Below are 17411 nucleotides of genomic sequence, written 5' to 3' on the forward strand. Positions count from 1 at the left end.
CTGCCGTGCGCCGGCGGACCTGGTTTGTCGCACGTCAAGTGAATTCCGGCTTGAAAGGCGAATAACCATCCTCATTTGGATGGTATTCGTCTATTGGAGGTCTCATTCATGAGAATCGACAAGCTCACCACCAAGTTCCAGGAAGCGCTCGCGGACGCGCAAAGTCTCGCGGCCGGGCGCGACAATCAATACATCGAACCCGTTCACGTGCTCGCGGCGCTCGTCGCGCAGCAGGACGGCTCCGCGCGCTCGCTGTTGTCGCGCGCAGGCGTTCACGTGCAGGCACTGCAAAGCGCGCTGAACGACGCAATCGCACGCCTGCCGCAAGTCACGGGCACGGGCGGCGACGTGCAGGTCGGCCGTGAGCTTGCCGGTTTGCTGAATCAGGCCGACAAGGAAGCGCAGAAGCTCAACGACAGCTTTATCGCGAGCGAGATGTTCCTGCTCGCCGTAGCCGACGACAAGGGCGAAGCCGGGCGGCTCGCGCGTCAGCACGGTTTGACGAGGAAGGCGCTCGAAACGGCGATCGCGGCGGTGCGCGGCGGCTCGCAGGTCCATAGCGCGGATGCCGAAAGCCAGCGCGAGGCGCTGAAGAAGTACACCGTCGATCTGACCGAGCGCGCGCGCGCGGGCAAGCTCGATCCGGTGATCGGCCGCGACGACGAGATCCGCCGCTCGATCCAGATTCTGCAGCGCCGCACCAAGAACAACCCGGTGCTGATCGGCGAGCCGGGCGTGGGCAAGACCGCGATCGTCGAAGGGCTTGCGCAGCGGATCGTCAACGGCGAGGTGCCGGAGACGCTCAAGGGCAAGCGCGTGCTGTCGCTCGACATGGCGGCGCTGCTCGCGGGCGCGAAGTATCGCGGCGAGTTCGAGGAGCGCCTGAAGGCGGTGCTCAACGACATCGCGAAGGACGAAGGTCAGACGATCGTCTTCATCGACGAGATTCATACGATGGTCGGCGCGGGCAAGGCCGAGGGCGCGATGGATGCGGGCAACATGCTCAAGCCCGCGCTGTCGCGCGGTGAATTGCATTGCATCGGCGCGACCACGCTCGACGAATACCGTAAGTACATCGAAAAGGATGCCGCGCTCGAGCGCCGCTTCCAGAAGGTGCTCGTCGACGAGCCGAGCGTCGAGGCGACGATCGCGATTTTGCGCGGCTTGCAGGAGAAATACGAATTGCACCACGGCGTCGAGATCACCGATCCGGCGATCGTCGCCGCGGCCGAGCTGTCGCACCGCTACATCACGGACCGCTTCCTGCCGGACAAGGCGATCGACCTGGTCGACGAGGCCGCATCGAAGATCAAGATGGAAATCGATTCGAAGCCCGAAGAGATGGACAAGCTCGATCGCCGGCTGATTCAACTGAAGATCGAGCGCGAGGCGGTGAAGAAGGAGCAGGACGAGGCGTCGCAAAAGCGCCTGGCGCTGATCGAGGAGGAGATCGAGCGGCTCGGGCGTGAATACGCGGATCTCGAGGAGATTTGGACTGCCGAGAAGGCCGCCGTGCAGGGCAGCGCGCAGCTCAAGGAAGAGATCGAGAAGGTGCGTGCCGACATCGCGCGGCTGCAGCGCGAGGGCAAGCTCGAGAAGGTCGCCGAGCTGCAGTACGGCAAGCTGCCGCAACTCGAGGCGCAACTGAAGCAGGTCACGCAGGCCGAGGAGAGCGAGCAGCATAATCCGTCGCGCCCGCGTTTGCTGCGCACGCAGGTCGGCGCCGAAGAGATCGCGGAAGTCGTATCGCGCGCGACGGGCATTCCGGTATCGCGGATGATGCAGGGCGAGCGCGAGAAGCTGCTGCATATCGAGGAAAAGCTGCACGAGCGCGTGGTTGGCCAGAACGAGGCGATCAGCGCGGTCGCCGATGCGATCCGCCGCTCGCGCGCGGGGCTTGCCGATCCGAATCGTCCGTATGGCTCGTTCCTGTTCCTCGGCCCGACTGGCGTGGGCAAGACCGAGCTGTGCAAGGCGCTCGCGGCGTTCCTGTTCGATTCGGAAGAGCATCTGATCCGCATCGACATGAGCGAGTTCATGGAGAAGCACAGCGTCGCGCGGCTGATCGGCGCGCCGCCCGGCTATGTCGGCTACGAGGAGGGCGGCTATCTGACGGAAGCGGTGCGTCGCAAGCCGTACAGCGTGATTCTGCTCGACGAGATCGAAAAGGCGCATCCGGATGTGTTCAACGTGCTGCTGCAAGTGCTCGACGACGGCCGGATGACCGACGGGCAGGGGCGCACCGTCGACTTCAAGAACACGGTGATCGTGATGACGTCCAATCTGGGTTCGCAAGTGATCCAGTCGATGGCGGGCGCGCCGCAGGATGAGATCAAGGATGCCGTTTGGGTCGAGGTGAAGCAGCACTTCCGCCCGGAATTCCTGAACCGGATCGACGACGTCGTCGTATTCCACGGGCTCGATCGCAGCAACATCCAGTCGATCGCGAAGATCCAGCTCGCGCGCCTGCACGACCGGCTCGCGAAGCTCGATATGGCGCTCGACGTGTCGGAGGCCGCGCTCGAGCAGATCGGCAAGGTCGGTTACGATCCGCTGTTCGGCGCGCGTCCGTTGAAGCGCGCGATTCAGCAGGAGATCGAGAATCCGGTCGCGAAGCTGATCCTTGCGGGCCGCTTCGGTCCGAAGGACGTGATTCCGGTCGACGTGCAGGACGGCGAGTTCGTGTTCGATCGCGTCGTGCATTGAGCGGCAGCGTCGCTCGCGCTGCGCCTGCGCGGTTCCGGCCCGACACGCGCACTGGGCCGGCAAATGCAAACACCCCGCGTAAGCGGGGTGTTTGCTTATTGGCGAGCCGGTTGCGAGGCGCGCGCCGTGCGGCGCCTGCGTCCGGTTTTACGCCTGCTTATTGCCGCCGAACAGGCCGGCGAGCTGCGACAGCGTGCCGATTACGTTCGACGCGTCGAGTTGACCGCCCGCTGGCACTTCGCCGTTCGGCGTCGCACCGTTGACCACGTGCGGCAGCACTTGCGCGAGGATGCCGGACGCCTGCTGCGGATCGATGCCGACCTTGCTGGCGAGCGAGCCGATCGCTTCGGAGCCGAGCACGCTTTGCAGCAGGTCGGGCGAGATCTGCTGGTTCGCGCCGTTGCCGACCCACGAGCCGATGATGTCGCCCGCGCCGCCGGCCTTGAATTTGTCGATGAGGCCGTTGAGGCCGCCGGGCTGATTATTGATGAGCTCCAGCGCGGCGCTGATGAGCGCGTTCTGATTGCCGCCTTGACCGCCGATCAGACCGCCAACGATATCGAGTAGACCCATGATTCACCTGCTAGGTTGATGCGGCGCCTAGAGGGCGCCGGTGGAACGAAAGCGCCGCGCGATGCGCGACGCCGGATTCAGACTCCCGATGCGGCGGATGCTGCCGCCGCTTTGCTCTTCTTGCCTTTCTTCGAGCTTTTGGCCTTCGGCGACGATGCCGCGGCCGGCGCATTCGCGTCGGTTGCGGCGCTGGCTTCGGCGGCGGCTTTCTCTTTCTTTTTCGACGCGCGTGTCTTCTTTGCGGCCGGCGCGCTTGCCGCTGCCGTCGGCGCGCTCGCGGCCGGCGCGGGCGACGCGGTGGCGGGCGCGGCAGGCGCGGGGGCCGGCGTGGTTGCAGCGGGGGCCGTGGTGGCCGGCTTTGCCGCATGAGTCTTGGCCTTCGTGCCGCTCGGCGGTGCCGATGAGCCGCCGATCGTCAGCCCGGCCGCTTCGAGATTCGCGACCGATTTCGCGCCGAGGCCCTTCACGCGGCTCGCGAGATCGTCGGCATCCTTGAACGGGCCGTTTTTCGCGCGCTCATCGAGAATCGCCTTCGATTTCACCGGGCCGATGCCTTTCACGGATTCGAGCGCCGCCTGGTCGGCGGTGTTGACCTCGACAGCCGCGGCAAGCGCCGCGGACAGCGAAAGCGACAATGCGACGACCAGCATCAGCAGCTTTTTCAGCATGGCGAAAGGCTCCCTTGTGATGGAACGGATGAACGGTTGTCGTAGCGAACGCGCGCGCGGCGCGAGCCGGGTGCTGCGTTCAAGCATAGGATAAATGCATGCCCTTTTTAAGACAGCGCGGCAGTGTCGCTTATCGCAGGTTGCACTGTAAAGGCTGTGACAGCTTGCGCGGCCGGCTTTTACGATCTTTGACGGAAATAGGCGCCGTGGGCGGCGGCAGGGACTGGCGAGGGCGCGGCGCTTGACTTAGAGTGCGCTCTAAGTCCTAACCTTGAGCGTGCCATGTCGAACGCTTCAAAGCAAACATCGCCAAGTGCATTGACGATCGGGCAGGTTGCCGTATTGATCGGTGTGTCCACGCATACTTTGCGCTATTACGAGCAAGCCGGCTTGTTGCGATCGATCGCGCGCACGCACGCCGGGCACCGGCTGTACGCGCCGGCCGATCTCGATTGGCTGCGTTTCGTGATGCGGCTGCGGGCGACCGGCATGCCGATCGCCGCGATGCAGGCGTTCGCGGAGCTGCGCGCGCGTGGCGACGCGACGCTCGGCCAGCGGCGTGCGCTGCTCGTCGCGCATCGCGACGCAGTGCGTGCGCAGATCGATGCGTTGCAGGCCAATCTCGAGGCGATCGCCGACAAGATCGCTTACTACGAGCATGCCGAGCGCGACGCGATTCGACAGGCGCAGCGATCCCAACCGGATCATGATCCAAATGCTGACCAGGACGAACGATGCAACCCTACACCGAAGACCGCTACGCGCGGGGCTGGAACAACCTGAAGGAGATCGACGGCGAGGCCGGCGAGCAAGTCGTCGCATCACTCGCGGCGACGGCGCCGGAGTTCGGGCGGCTGCTCGTCGAATTCGCGTTCGGCGACATCTACGGCCGGCCCGGGCTCGATCTGCGTTCGCGCGAGATCGCCACGCTCGCGTCGCTCGCCACGCTTGGGACGGCGCAACCCCAGTTGAAGGTGCATATCGGCGCGGCGCTGAACGTCGGCGTCACGCGCAGCGAGATCATCGAGGTATTCATGCAGATGGCCGTGTATGCCGGTTTTCCGGCTGCGCTCAACGCGCTTTTCGCCGCGCGGGACGTGTTCGAGCAGCGCGATGCGCAAAAGCGGGCGGGCGCAGGAAGCGCGGAAAATCCGGACGGCCCGTTCATCGACTGACGTTGCGATACGGCCACGGGGATCGGCGGTGCGGCGGCTGATGAGCCGCCGCACCGCCCGGATAGTCCGCCCGGATAGTCCGCCCGGATAGTCCGCCCGGATAGTCCGCCCGGATAGTCCGCCCGGATAGTCCGCCCGGATAGTCCGCCCGGATAGTCCGCCCGCATTGCCGCAGCGCGACGCCGTCCGCTGGCGCGCATGCCGCTTGGCGGACGCGTCAATGAGCATGCCGCGCCTGCTGCGCGGCGTCCGGCCCAGGCCGGCGCCGACTCACACGGCGCAGATAGACGGCGAGCCCGCCGCCCGCAAGCGCGAGGCTCGCGGCATTGGCGATCCAGAAGCCGCGCGCGCCGGTCAGCGAAGCGGGCGTGAAGCCGAGCACGTCAAAGCCGAGCAGATAGCCGCCACCCAGCCCGATGCCCCATAACGCGAGCGCATAGATTGCGGTCGGCACGACAGCGATCTTGTGCGCGCGCAGCACGAAGGCGGTGGTGATCTGGAGCGCGTCGAAGAAGTGATAGACCGCGACGATCGCGACTAGCGGCAGCGCCGCCGCGGCGACGGCCGGATTCGGCGTGTACGCCGAAACGATTGCCGCGCGCAGTGCGAGCACGACGGCGCCATAGGCGCACGCGATCATGCAGGCGAACACGATTGCGTGCCGGCCGAGCGTGCGCGCGTCGTTCATCTCGTTGGCGCCGATGGCGCGCGCGACGAGCGTCGACGCGGCAATGCCGATCGACAGCGGCGTCATATACAGCACCGCGCCGATATTGCCCGCGATCTGATGGCCGGCGAGCGTGGTCGTGCCGAATTGCGCGATGAACAGCGCCATGAACGTATATGACGTGACCTCGATCAGATATGACAGCCCCATCGGCAGGCCGAGCGTGAGCAGCGCCTTTTGGCGCTGCCAGACCGGCGGCGTGAGGCGCGAGAAGATCGCGAGCGGCGCGAACACATCGAGCTTCGCGAGCAGCGTGAAGCCGACGCACGCGAGAATCCAGTTGATCAGCGTGCTCGCGAGGCCGCAGCCGGGGCCGCCGAGCGCAGGCAGCCCGAGGCCGCCGAAGATGAACCAGATGTTCAGCGGCACCTTCACGACGAGCGCGCCGACTTGCAGGATCATCGCGAGCCGCGGCTTGCCGGCTGCGTTCGTCAATGCGTTGTAAATCCGGAACAGCAGGCTCGCGGGCAGGCCGTATGACAGGATGCGCAGATAGGTGAGCGTGCGCGCGTGCAGCTCGGCGGGAGTATGCGCGATCCGCAGCAGCGGCTCGGGAAAATGCAGCAGCAGAAAGCCCGGGATCGCGAGCAATGCGGCGAGCCACATCGCCTGGCGCGCCTCCTCGCCGATCTGCGCATAGCGCCGCGCGCCGTACAGTTGCCCCGCAATGGGCTGCAGCGCCGACAGAATACCGGTCAATCCGATATAGATCGACACGTAGATCGACGCGCCGAGCCCGAGCGCCGCGAGGTCGAGCGCGGAGAAACGGCCCACCATGGCGGTGTCGATCACGCCGAACGCGATGATCGCAAGCTGGCCGATCAGCACGGGCCACGCGAGCCCGGCGATCCGGCGGATGTCCCCAAGCATGGGTCAGCGGCGCGCCGGGCGTGTCGGGCGGCGCTTGACAGGCGTTTTCGGCCGCTCGATCCGTTCGTACAGACGGAAGCGTTCGTCCCGGTCGGCCGCGCGCCGGCCTTCCCAGACGAGACGCCATACGTATTGCGACATCGAGCTGGGTTCGCCGAAATCCGAGCGATCCTGGCGCAGGATCACGTCGCAGTCGCCGTCGAACGAGAAATGCATGCCGCCGAAGTACGCGAACGTCGCGATCTGCGCGTCGCCCAGGCGCACGGGCGAGATGCATTCGTAGTCGGACGGCAGGTGCGCGGCGATTTGCTGCGCGACGTCGCGGTAGGTCCGGCTGTAGTTGACGATCGGCAGCCACAGCGTCATCAGCAGCACCCACATCAGCGTCGTGCCGGCGCTCGAGAGCACGACGCTGCGCCACAGCACCTTGGGCTGGCGCGAGATACGCCAGCGCACGAGCAGCAGCCAGCATACCGTCGCCGCGACCGCGCAGACGAACGACAGCACCTTGAAGTGCGGCTCGTAGCCTGGCACGAGGCGTGCGAGGTTGCGTGCGAGCGGATGCGGGAAGCCGGTCATCGACGCGAGCCACACGAGCCACACGAACGTGCCGAGGATCGTGAAACTCAACACGGCGAACCAGTCGATCGCGTTGATCGCGCCGCGCTTGAGCGTGGGCAGCGCGAAGCTCGCGAGGACGGCAAGCGGCGGCAGCAGCAGCATGTACATCCGGTTGGTCTGCTGACTTTGCAGGATCACGAGCGCGACGAGCGGCACGACGACCGCGAGCGGAATCGCTATATGCGGCCGGCGGCGCAGACCGGCCCAGCTCACCCATGCCCAGATCGCGAGCGGCCATGCGGGCCACGTGAAGAGCGGCAGGTTCTTTGCCGCGTAGGCCAGCACGGCTGTCGGCGGGCCGGAGAAGCGCATCAGGCTGCCGTGCAGCCATTGATCGAGAAACCAGCGCGCGTCGTCCGCAAACGCGACGAGCGTGGCGATCGGCCAGAGCGCGAAGATCGCGGCGGCGAGCGGCAGACCGATCGCCGGCACCTGCACGCAGCGGATCTCGGGAGTGACGAGATACAGCGCGAACGTGCCGAGCGCAAGCGCGGTAACCACCACGGGATTGCCCGACAGCGCGACGAGGCCGAGCGCGAGGCCCCACCACAGCGCGCCTTGCGTGGGCTTGTCGATCGCGCGCACCAGTCCGTAGACGAGCATCGCGATCCACGCAAACTGAGCGAGCTGCGGCGTGGTTTCATGACCGCGTTCGGCAAGGCCGAAGCACGCGAGCAGCACGAGGAGCGCGCCGTCGGCGAGCGTGCGGCCGTAATCGCGCGGCTCGGGCTCGCCGCCGAACGCGTACTTGAACGGCTGCACTTCGGCGCGCCGGCCGAGCAGATACGCGGCATACCAAACAAATGCGGCCGCGACGCAGAACAGCACGCCGGCATAGACGCGCGACGCATTGCTCGCATCGACCCACGGCAGCGCGCGGATCGCGAGGCTGCCGAGCCAATAGCCGAGCGGCGCGTCGGACGTGACGAATTTGCCGACAAGGTTCGGCAACAGCCAGTCCTGCAGCCCGCCTTGCGCCATCGTCCACATCACGCCGAAGCCCGCGGCGTCCTCGTTCTTCCACGGATCCCGGCCGAACAGCCCGAACGCCGCATAGACGATGCAAAGCGTGAGCAGCAGCCAGCGCGGTAGCGCGCGAGTGGCGGAAGCGGTGAGGCGGACGACAGGCTTCATGCAGATGGAAGGCAGAGGATGAGCGAAGCGCCCGCCGGGTGAGCGGCGGGCCGTTTTGAGCATCCGGCATTGTAGACGCACGGCGCCACACGCGTCGGAAGCCGGTCCGGCCGCGCGCGGGCAGGCGGCGGCACGGGTTGAGCGCAGACAAAAAAAGGCAGCCTGGGCTGCCTTTTTCTGCGGAACCGGCCGAGCGCGACGCGAGGGCCGGTAAGCACGCGACGCTTACTTCGCGGCCTTGCCGCTTGCGCGTGCGCCGAACTTGTTCTTGAACTTCTCGACACGGCCGGCCGTGTCCATGATCTTCTGCTGGCCGGTGTAGAACGAGTGCGATTCCGACGACACTTCGATCTTCGCGAGCGGATAGGTCTTGCCGTCGAGTTCGATCGTTTCGCGCGTTTGGATCGTCGAACGCGTCACGAACTTGAAGCCGTTCGACATGTCTTGGAAAACGACTTCGCGGTAATCCGGATGAATGCCTTGTTTCATGGTTTTTCCTGAGTAAAAACGGTAGCCAGCCCGCCGCTTTTTGCGATGCCGCGAACGCCGTTAACGTCGCCCGCGGTGGTGTTCCGTCTGGTTTGAGTCAGCCAGTTCGCCAGTTCTCACCAGTTCGTTACGCAGCCGCCAAAGCCCGGCGCGAGCCACTTGCCTGAGGTCGAAAGCTCGCGATTATGCCAGAAAATCAGATGCTTGGCGAATTTTTTGTCAAATGCGCGGGCGCGCCCTTGAGGATGCCCGTTTGCGCGGGGTCCTGCCGGTAGTAGCGGGCGAGCAGTGCATACAGCTCGGGAAATTCGGCCTCGAACGGCCGCGGCTTGACAAACAGTGCCTCGCTGCAGATCGCGAAGAACTCCGACGGATGGTCGGCCGCATACGGATCGATCAGCGAGTCTTGCTCGAAGCGCGGCCACGCGCGCTCCGGCACTGCGTCGACGCGGTCGCAGAAGCGATCGTATGCGTGGTCGAAGACGTCCGCCCAGCGCGCACTGTCGAGCTCGGGCGCGTGCCAGCGCCGGAACAGGGGCGGATGGCCGTCCGCCGCGCCGCTGATCATGTCGATCTTATGTGCGAACTCATGGATCACGACGTTGTACGCGTCCCGTCCGTCCGTCATCTGCACGTCCTCCCACGACAGGATCACGGGGCCGCCTTCCCACGCTTCGCCGCTCGCATCGTGCTCGATTTCGTGGACGACGCCGTCCTCGTCCTCGACCGTCTTGCGGATCACGAACTCGCCGGGATAGACGACGACCCCGATCCAGCCCCGGTACAGTTCGAGCCCGAGATTCAGCACGGGCAGGCACGCCTGCACGGCGATACCCACCGCGATCGCATCGGTGAGTTCCAGTTCGTGCGCGGTCGAAAATGATTTTTGCGCGAGAAACAGGCTCGTCATCTCACGCAGGCGCTGCAAGTCGCCTGCCGACAGGTACGTGACGAACGGCAGGCGCTCGAGCGTTTGTTGCCAGAGCGGCTCCGGGATCGGGTGGGTGCGCAGCGCGCGGTCGCGGCGGCGCGTATCGAACCATCGGGTGAGTTTGGTGAGCATCGAAACGGTGGGGTGAGGCGACAGGCGCTAAACGTACCTCAATCGATCTCTTTTTGCCAGGCGGCGAACAGGCAGCCGCACACGGCGACGCCGATCAGGAAGTGAAACCCGTCGAGCGAGGACAGAAACGACGCCTGCTGCGCAATGGCCCGGCTCACCTGCGCAAGCGCGAGCGCGTGGGCTTCGTTCAATGCGTGGCCGGCCGCCTCGAAGCTGCGCGTCAGCATGGCGAAGGTTTGCTGAAAGATCGGGTTGTAGACGTTTGCCTGCTCGACGAGCCGCGTCTGGTGTACCGCGAGCCGATGTTGTTCGACGATGATCACGGAGGCCGTCGCAAACGAGATCGTCAATTGGCGCACGATGTTCTTCAGCCGGTAGCTGTGCGTGTACTCGTCGATCTCGAACACGCGGAACGTCAAATTCGCGACCGGCAGCACGATGAACAGCAGCAGTAGCCCGCGCAGCAGCAGCGGCGCGATGAGTGCGGCCTCGTCGACGTCGGGCGGCATGCGCGACATCCATAGCGCGGCTGCCGCGGCGATCGCGAAGCCGGGCACGATGATCCATTTCTTGTGCGTGACGAGTTTCGCGTAGCGCAGATAAACGAACAGCGCGGTCGCGGAGATCAGCGATGTCGCGCCCACCAGGCGCCCGGCGTTTTCGACCGGATAGCCGAGCCCGCTTTCGAGAAAGCGCGAAATCAAATAGCTGAAGCCCGTCGTCTCGTAGTAATAGAACATGTAGAGCAGCAGCCCGACCTGGAACGTGCGTTTGCGAAACGGCTGCAGCCGCACGAGCGGCGCCGGGTGATGCCATTGGTGATAGCCGAACCAGGCGAGCGCGGCGAGCCCGGCCGCCGCCAGCAGCACGAGCGTCGGCGATCCGGTGAAAAGCTGAAAGCGCACCTGCTGCATGACGATCTGCAGCGCGCCTTGCGCGAGCGCGAAAATCACATATGGCCAGAAATGGCCGTTGTCGCGCTCGTCGGGCGGCGCATAGCCGGAGTCGGGGAGGGCGGCAAACGCGAGCGCCGCGAAACCGATGCCCGCTGGTATCGAGCAGGCGAACAGCGCGCGCCACGTGAAATGCGCGACGAGGAGGCCGCCCGCAATCGGCGCGAGCGCGCTGCCGAGCAGCAGCATGATGAGGAACGCGCGCGTCGCGCGCGCACGGGCCTGGGGCGCGAAGCTGATTTGAATCAGAATCCGGCACGCGCCCATCATCGGGCCGATGAAATAGCCCTGGAAGCCGCGCGCGAATGCGAGTTCGATCGATGTGTCGGTGAGCGCCGCGGCGGCCGCGCCCAGCGAGAACATCAGCATGCATCCGGCGACGTAGCGGCGATGTCCGAGCCGGTCGATCCACCATTGCTGCTGCAGGATGCCGAGCACGGCGGTCACCGCATAGGCGCTCGACGCCCACACGAGTTCGTCCGGCGACGCATTGATGCCCCCCGCGATGTAGCTCGCGAAAAACGAGAAGATGGCGTTGTCGAAGTAATCGAGCCCGGTGACGACCGCGAGCACCCAAGGAAAGAAATCACCGCGCAGATTCGCGGCGCTCCAGAGCGGCGGCCGGCTGGGCGGCGCGCTCATTTGACGCTTGCGCGCGCGCGGCGGCGGCCCTGCGCGGCGGCTTGGCGGCGCGCGATCAAGTCGTCGGCGCTTTCGCCGGCAAGCCGGCGCTCGACGTAATCGATATCGTGCTGCAATTCCTTCTTCAGCGCGCGTACTTCGTTCAACTCGCGCTGCGCGGCGGCGATACGCGCATCGAGCGTCGCGATCTGGTGCGTGAGATCCGCGTGAATCTCGCGCAGCGACGCGTCCGAATAGCGCCGCCGTCCGTCGGCCGCCGGCTCGAGCGGGCGCTTGAGCATCTCGGTGATGCCGTGCAGCGAAAAACCCAGCGCCCGCAGACGCAGGATGCGCGCAAAGCGCTCGAGATCGTCGGCGTCGTACAGCCGATAGCGGCCTTCGCTGCGCGACGGCGTGACGAGCCCGCGCTCCTCGTAATACTTCAGTGTGCGCGGCGTCACGCCGAGCCGCTCGGCGGCGTCGCGCACGGTCAGCAGCAGAGTGGGCGGGGAGTCGCTCATCGTGTGGAATTCCGGGGGTGACGAAGGACAGATGACGGCGATTATAGATCAACGTGTACGTTCACGTACAGGTTCGTGCGTAAAAAAACCGCCCCGGCGGGCGGTTTTTCATGCGCGGCGCCACGCAAGGTCTGTCAGCCGCCGCGGCGCATCAGGTCGAAGAATTCGCCGTTGCCCTTCGTCTGGCGGATCTTGTCGAGCAGGAATTCCATCGCCTCGACTTCGTCCATGTCGTGGATGAACTTGCGCAGTACCCAAATCTTCTGGAGGATGTCCGGCTTGATCAGCATTTCCTCGCGGCGCGTGCCGGACTTGTTCAGATTGATCGACGGATACACGCGCTTTTCCGCGAGACGGCGCTCGAGGTGCACTTCCATATTGCCGGTGCCCTTGAACTCTTCGTAGATCACGTCGTCCATGCGGCTGCCGGTTTCAATCAGTGCGGTGCCGATGATCGTCAGCGAGCCGCCTTCCTCGATGTTGCGCGCCGCGCCGAAGAAGCGCTTCGGGCGCTGCAGCGCGTTCGCATCCACGCCGCCTGTCAGCACCTTGCCCGACGCCGGGATCACGGTGTTGTACGCGCGCGCGAGACGCGTGATCGAATCGAGCAGAATCACGACGTCGTGCTTCATCTCGACGAGGCGCTTGGCCTTCTCGATCACCATTTCGGCGACCTGCACGTGACGCGTGGCCGGTTCGTCGAACGTCGACGCGATCACTTCGCCCGCGACCGAGCGCTGCATTTCGGTCACTTCTTCGGGGCGCTCGTCGATCAGCAGCACGAACAGGATCACGTCCGGATGGTTCTGCTTGATCGCGTGCGCGATGTGCTGAAGCATCACGGTCTTGCCCGACTTCGGCGACGCGACGAGCAACCCGCGCTGGCCCTTGCCGATCGGCGCGATCATGTCGATGATGCGGCCCGTGACGTTTTCTTCGCCGCGCATGTCGCGCTCGAGCAAGAGCGGCTTGTTCGGGTGCAGCGGCGTGAGGTTCTCGAACATGATCTTGTGTTTCGAGGCCTCGGGCGGCTGCCCGTTGACTTTGTCGACCTTCACCAGCGCGAAATAGCGCTCGCCGTCCTTCGGCGTGCGGACTTCGCCTTCGATCGTGTCGCCGGTGTGCAGGTTGAAGCGGCGGATCTGCGACGGACTGATGTAGATATCGTCCGTACTTGCGAGGTACGACATTTCCGGCGAACGCAGAAAGCCGAAGCCGTCGGGCAGCACTTCGAGCGTGCCGTCGCCGAAGATCGTTTCCCCCGTCTTGGCGCGCTTTTTAAGAATGGCGAACATCAGCTCCTGCTTGCGCAGGCGGTTCGCGTTTTCGATCTCCAGGCCGTTGGCCATTTCGATCAATTCGGACACGTGCAGAGACTTGAGCTCGGATAAATGCATACGGAGATCCCGCCAGGGAGGAGATGCGACGAAAAGAAATAGGGAGGAGGGCGAGCGGAAGCGCTCAGAGATTTATAGTCGTCTTAACGACGCTTTTGATTCTAGCACACGCCAATTCGGGCTTGAGCGCCCGGCTGGCGGATTTCTCGGCGCACGTGTTGCCGGCTGACAACACGTGCGCGCGATTCGGCCGATTAGAGATGGCTGTCGAGGAATGCGGTCAATTGCGATTTCGACAGTGCGCCGACCTTCTGCGCGGCCACGGCGCCGTTTTTGAACAGAATCAGCGTCGGAATGCCGCGCACGCCGAATTTCGCGGGCGTGCCTTGGTTGTCGTCGACGTTGATTTTCGCGATTTGCAGCTTTTCGCCGTAATCTTTCGCGACTTCGTCGAGGATCGGCGCGATCATCTTGCACGGGCCGCACCATTCGGCCCAGAAGTCCAGGAGCACGGGCTTGTCGGACTTGACGACGTCCTGTTCGAACGATGCGTCGCTGATATGTTTGATCTGTTCGCTCATTGTGTTAGTACCTCTTTCGTTTCGGGGACCGCCTGCGCCGGCCGCCCGAGGGCTTTGCCGGTTGCCGGGGCGGGAGGCTCCGCTCTTGCGAAAAGAAGGGCGTGAGCGCTGCATGCCGCGGTTCGCGGGTCATTCGGGCGTCATATTAGCCTAAATTGCTATCCGTTGTTGACGGCGATAGTAGCCGTCACGTGAATAGGGGCGTACTGCATGCCCCGGCTTCGGCGTCCGTGCGATGGCTATATGGGAGCGGCCGTTCGGATTGCAAGAGGCGCGGGGCAGCGGGCAGGTGTCGAACCCGGGCGTCAATGCTTTGGCCGGCGCGCGCCGAGTATGCCGGGGCGGGCGCAAGCGGCGCCGCGCCGGCGGGTGCGATGCGAATAACGGTCGCGTTGCGCATGAAGCGGTGTTAGAATGCGCCGTGACGGGCCTCCTCGCATGGTGGGGCGGTCAACCTGGTCAGGTCGGGAACGAAGCAGCCACAGCCGTTTTCCGCCAGTGCCGAGGGTCGGGCTCGTCACCTTCCGCTTCCTTCCCCGTCTTCTCGTCTTTTTCTCTCCTGTTGATCTTCGCATTGCACGTCGGCTGCGTATCAGCGTCGCGCGTGTCCGGCAGCGTTTTGTCTCGTTCGTTCGGGGTGTCGGGCTTGTCGGCGCGGCGCGGCGTTGCTGATACAATTTCCCGATGACCTATCAAGTTCTCGCACGCAAATGGCGTCCGAAGGATTTCGCTTCGCTCGTCGGCCAGGAGCACGTCGTCAGGGCGCTTACGCACGCGCTCGACGGCGGGCGTTTGCATCACGCCTATCTTTTCACGGGCACGCGCGGCGTCGGCAAAACGACGCTTTCGCGAATTTTTGCCAAAGCGCTCAATTGCGAGACGGGCGTTACGTCCAAACCATGTGGCGTATGTCGCGCATGCCGCGAAATCGATGAAGGGCGTTTCGTCGACTACGTCGAAATGGATGCGGCGAGCAATCGCGGCGTCGACGAAATGGCCGCGCTGCTCGAGCGCGCGGTTTACGCGCCGGTCGATGCGCGCTTCAAGGTCTATATGATCGACGAAGTGCACATGCTGACGAACCACGCATTCAACGCGATGCTGAAGACGCTTGAGGAGCCGCCGCCGCACGTCAAATTCATTCTCGCGACCACCGACCCGCAGAAAATTCCCGTCACGGTGCTGTCGCGCTGTCTGCAATTCAATCTGAAGCAAATGCCGGCCGGGCATATCGTGTCGCATCTCGAGCGGATTCTCGGCGACGAGCAAATCATGTTCGAACCGCAGGCGCTGCGCCTGCTGGCGCGCGCCGCGCAGGGCAGCATGCGCGACGCACTGTCGTTGACCGACCAGGCGATCGCATATTCGGCGAACGAGGTGACCGAGGCGGCCGTATCCGGCATGCTCGGCGCGCTCGACTCGACCTACATGGTGCGGCTTCTCGATGCGCTGGCTGCGGCCGACGGTCCGCAAATTCTCGCGATCGCCGACGAGATGGCGTTGCGCAGTTTGTCGTTTTCGGCCGCGCTGCAAGATCTTGCGAGCCTTCTGCACCGGATTGCGTGGGCGCAATTCGCGCCGGCCTCGGTGCTCGACGAATGGCCGGAGGCGGCCGATTTGCGTCGCTTCGCGCAAGGGTTGAGCCCGGAGCAGGTGCAGCTTTATTACCAGATCGCGACGATCGGGCGCAGTGAACTCGGCTTGGCGCCGGACGAATATGCCGGTTTCACGATGACGCTGCTGCGCATGCTCGCGTTCGAGCCGGCGGCGGCGGGCGGCGGGCCCGGAGGCGGTCGCGCGATGCCGGCGGGCGACGCGGCGGCGAAGCCGGGCGAGAATGCGCGCGCGTTGGCGGTGAAGGCTGCCGCAGCGCCCGTTGTGGCATCCGTGTCGACGCCGGGGGGCGCCGCCGCGCGTGACGCGCGCCCCGATACGGCGCCGGTACGGTCGCCGGTTGACGCTGTTGCACCGGATACGGATAGGGCGGATGAGCGTGCCGCCGCGCGCGGCACGCGAAGCGAATCGGTCGCGCTCCGCGCTGAGCCGCAGGAGGCGCACGTGTGGACCGACGTTGCGTCAGCCGGTGCGCAGACCGACGGCGGGCCGCGAGCGTTCGCCTCTGCCGTAGCGTCGAACCTTCAGTCCGATCTGCCAAAGAGCCGGGCGGCAGTAGCGCCGAGCGCCGGATCGAGCGCGCGCGCGGATGGGACTGTCGATGCCGCACAAGCATCCGCGGCTGCCGGCTTCGAGATGGAATCGGCATCCGGCGATGCCGCCGCGAAGGCTTCGTTGGCTGAGGCGCAAACGTCTTCCGCGAGCGAGCCGACATCGTCCGCGCGCGATGCGGATGCGGGCGTGGTCGATACGGCGTCATCGGCGCCCGCCGCCCGGGCGCCCGAGTCTCGCGCGACGGGCGCTGCCGCCGCGCTCGACGTGTTGCGCAATGCCGGCATGCGCGTATCGTCGGATCGCGGCCGCGCAGCGGGCGCCGCGCGCTCTGCCGAGCCGGCGCACCCGCCAGCCGCAAAGCCCGCGCCGCGGGTGCAAGTGACGGTGCCGACGCCGCGCGCGCGCGCGGCGCAAGGCGACGCCACGGCGAACACCGCATCACGGGCCGACGCGAGATCTGCGTCTCGCGACGCGCGTCACGACATGCCGCCGCCGTGGGAGGACATTCCGCCGGACGATTACGTGCCGCTGTCGATCGACGACGGTTATGCGCCGCCGGACGACGGCTTCGTCCCGGTATTCGACAGCGGTTCCGCCGACGCGCGGTTGACGCCGCCGTCCGCCGCGTGCGCGCCGGCGCAACCGGTCGACACGCGGCCGCTGCCTGAGCCGATTCCGCTCGATGCGATCGGCTACGACGGCGAGTGGCCGGCGCTCGCCGCGAGTCTGCCGCTTACGGGCGTTGCCTATCAGCTTGCGTTTAGCAGCGAGTTGAAATCGGTCGACGTCGGTGTGCTGAAGCTCGCCGTGCCTGTTCCGCAATACGCGGATGCCGCGCAGGTCGCGAAACTGAAGGCCGCATTGGCCGAGACGCTCGGTAAGCCGGTCGACGTCGTGGTCGAGGTGGGGCCGGCGCGCCGGACCGCGGCCGCGCTCGCCGCCGCCGAACGTGCGCGGCGGCAGCGCGAAGCCGAAGAGGAGATGCGCGCCGATCCGTTCATCCAACAATTGCTGCGCGAATTCGGTGCAAGCATCGTCGAGGGTTCGATTCGTCCTGTCGGGCCGGACGCGGGTGCGGCGGACGGCGCCGCGCCGACGCTGCATTGACGCCGCACGGGCGCCGCCGCGGAGCACGCCCGGTTTGCCATTCCCATATTTCTCAGCGGGCGCTAAGATCGCGCCCGTTCGCAACAACCGATTACG

At 65.5% G+C, this 17411-nt stretch carries 14 protein-coding genes and 1 other RNA gene; 5 read left to right on the forward strand and 10 right to left on the reverse strand.

Translation table 11 applies throughout. The features are described from left to right. Window positions 1-108: 108 nt before the first annotated feature. Window positions 109-2706, forward strand: coding sequence for an ATP-dependent chaperone ClpB (clpB, locus tag AQ611_RS09210; RefSeq protein WP_069234297.1), 2598 nt, complete (start codon window positions 109-111; stop codon window positions 2704-2706). 147 nt (window positions 2707-2853) lie between these two features. Here clpB and AQ611_RS09215 read toward each other — a convergent pair whose 3' ends face one another. Together AQ611_RS09215 and AQ611_RS09220 are read right to left on the reverse strand one after the other, a co-directional pair. Beyond that, entirely contained in the window at window positions 2854-3279 is a 426-nt protein-coding gene (locus tag AQ611_RS09215; protein WP_069234298.1) for a YidB family protein, read from the reverse strand. Window positions 3280-3356: 77 nt separating this feature from the next. Then, complete coding sequence (locus AQ611_RS09220) at window positions 3357-3947, reverse strand: ComEA family DNA-binding protein (RefSeq protein ID WP_069234299.1); 591 nt, start codon at window positions 3945-3947, stop codon at window positions 3357-3359. Between the two features lie 282 nt (window positions 3948-4229). Here AQ611_RS09220 and AQ611_RS09225 point away from each other — a divergent pair, with 282 nt between their 5' ends. Together AQ611_RS09225 and AQ611_RS09230 are read left to right on the forward strand one after the other, a co-directional pair. Next, window positions 4230-4730 (forward strand): MerR family transcriptional regulator, encoded by a 501-nt coding sequence (locus AQ611_RS09225; protein WP_069234300.1) that lies wholly within the window; start codon window positions 4230-4232, stop codon window positions 4728-4730. Continuing rightward, window positions 4682-5122: a carboxymuconolactone decarboxylase family protein gene (locus AQ611_RS09230; RefSeq protein ID WP_069234301.1), complete on the forward strand. Its 441-nt coding sequence runs from the start codon at window positions 4682-4684 to the stop codon at window positions 5120-5122. Before AQ611_RS09225 ends, AQ611_RS09230 begins: the two co-directional genes overlap by 49 nt. A gap of 217 nt (window positions 5123-5339) precedes the next feature. On the opposite strand, the gene AQ611_RS09235 is transcribed toward AQ611_RS09230, so the two are convergent. The 8 genes from AQ611_RS09235 to trxA all read right to left on the reverse strand — a co-directional run bounded on the left by AQ611_RS09235 (window position 5340) and on the right by trxA (window position 14039). Continuing rightward, window positions 5340-6719 (reverse strand): MATE family efflux transporter, encoded by a 1380-nt coding sequence (locus AQ611_RS09235; RefSeq protein ID WP_069234302.1) that lies wholly within the window; start codon window positions 6717-6719, stop codon window positions 5340-5342. 3 nt (window positions 6720-6722) lie between these two features. Beyond that, complete coding sequence (locus AQ611_RS09240) at window positions 6723-8474, reverse strand: ArnT family glycosyltransferase (protein WP_069234303.1); 1752 nt, start codon at window positions 8472-8474, stop codon at window positions 6723-6725. A gap of 225 nt (window positions 8475-8699) precedes the next feature. Next, on the reverse strand, window positions 8700-8963 hold the full coding sequence (locus tag AQ611_RS09245; protein WP_059518141.1) for a type B 50S ribosomal protein L31: 264 nt from the start codon (window positions 8961-8963) through the stop codon (window positions 8700-8702). Between the two features lie 196 nt (window positions 8964-9159). Continuing rightward, window positions 9160-10026 carry a M90 family metallopeptidase gene (locus AQ611_RS09250; protein ID WP_069234304.1) on the reverse strand — a complete coding sequence of 289 codons (867 nt, stop codon included), beginning with the start codon at window positions 10024-10026 and terminating at the stop codon, window positions 9160-9162. A 38-nt stretch (window positions 10027-10064) separates the two neighbouring features. Then, window positions 10065-11621: an MFS transporter gene (locus AQ611_RS09255; RefSeq protein WP_069234305.1), complete on the reverse strand. Its 1557-nt coding sequence runs from the start codon at window positions 11619-11621 to the stop codon at window positions 10065-10067. Then, window positions 11618-12121 (reverse strand): MerR family transcriptional regulator, encoded by a 504-nt coding sequence (locus AQ611_RS09260; protein ID WP_059518136.1) that lies wholly within the window; start codon window positions 12119-12121, stop codon window positions 11618-11620. Before AQ611_RS09260 ends, AQ611_RS09255 begins: the two co-directional genes overlap by 4 nt. A 134-nt stretch (window positions 12122-12255) precedes the next feature. Beyond that, window positions 12256-13518, reverse strand: coding sequence for a transcription termination factor Rho (gene rho / locus AQ611_RS09265; RefSeq protein ID WP_059518134.1), 1263 nt, complete (start codon window positions 13516-13518; stop codon window positions 12256-12258). Window positions 13519-13712: 194 nt separating this feature from the next. Beyond that, window positions 13713-14039: a thioredoxin TrxA gene (gene trxA, locus AQ611_RS09275; RefSeq protein ID WP_059518132.1), complete on the reverse strand. Its 327-nt coding sequence runs from the start codon at window positions 14037-14039 to the stop codon at window positions 13713-13715. A gap of 423 nt (window positions 14040-14462) precedes the next feature. Here trxA and ffs point away from each other — a divergent pair. Next, an RNA gene (gene ffs / locus AQ611_RS09280) (signal recognition particle sRNA small type) lies at window positions 14463-14561 on the forward strand. A gap of 162 nt (window positions 14562-14723) precedes the next feature. Beyond that, window positions 14724-17315 (forward strand): DNA polymerase III subunit gamma/tau, encoded by a 2592-nt coding sequence (locus tag AQ611_RS09285; protein WP_069234307.1) that lies wholly within the window; start codon window positions 14724-14726, stop codon window positions 17313-17315. Window positions 17316-17411 lie beyond the last annotated feature (96 nt).

Origin of the sequence: Burkholderia singularis (assembly GCF_001718875.1) — a bacterium.
Classification (GTDB): domain Bacteria; phylum Pseudomonadota; class Gammaproteobacteria; order Burkholderiales; family Burkholderiaceae; genus Burkholderia; species Burkholderia singularis.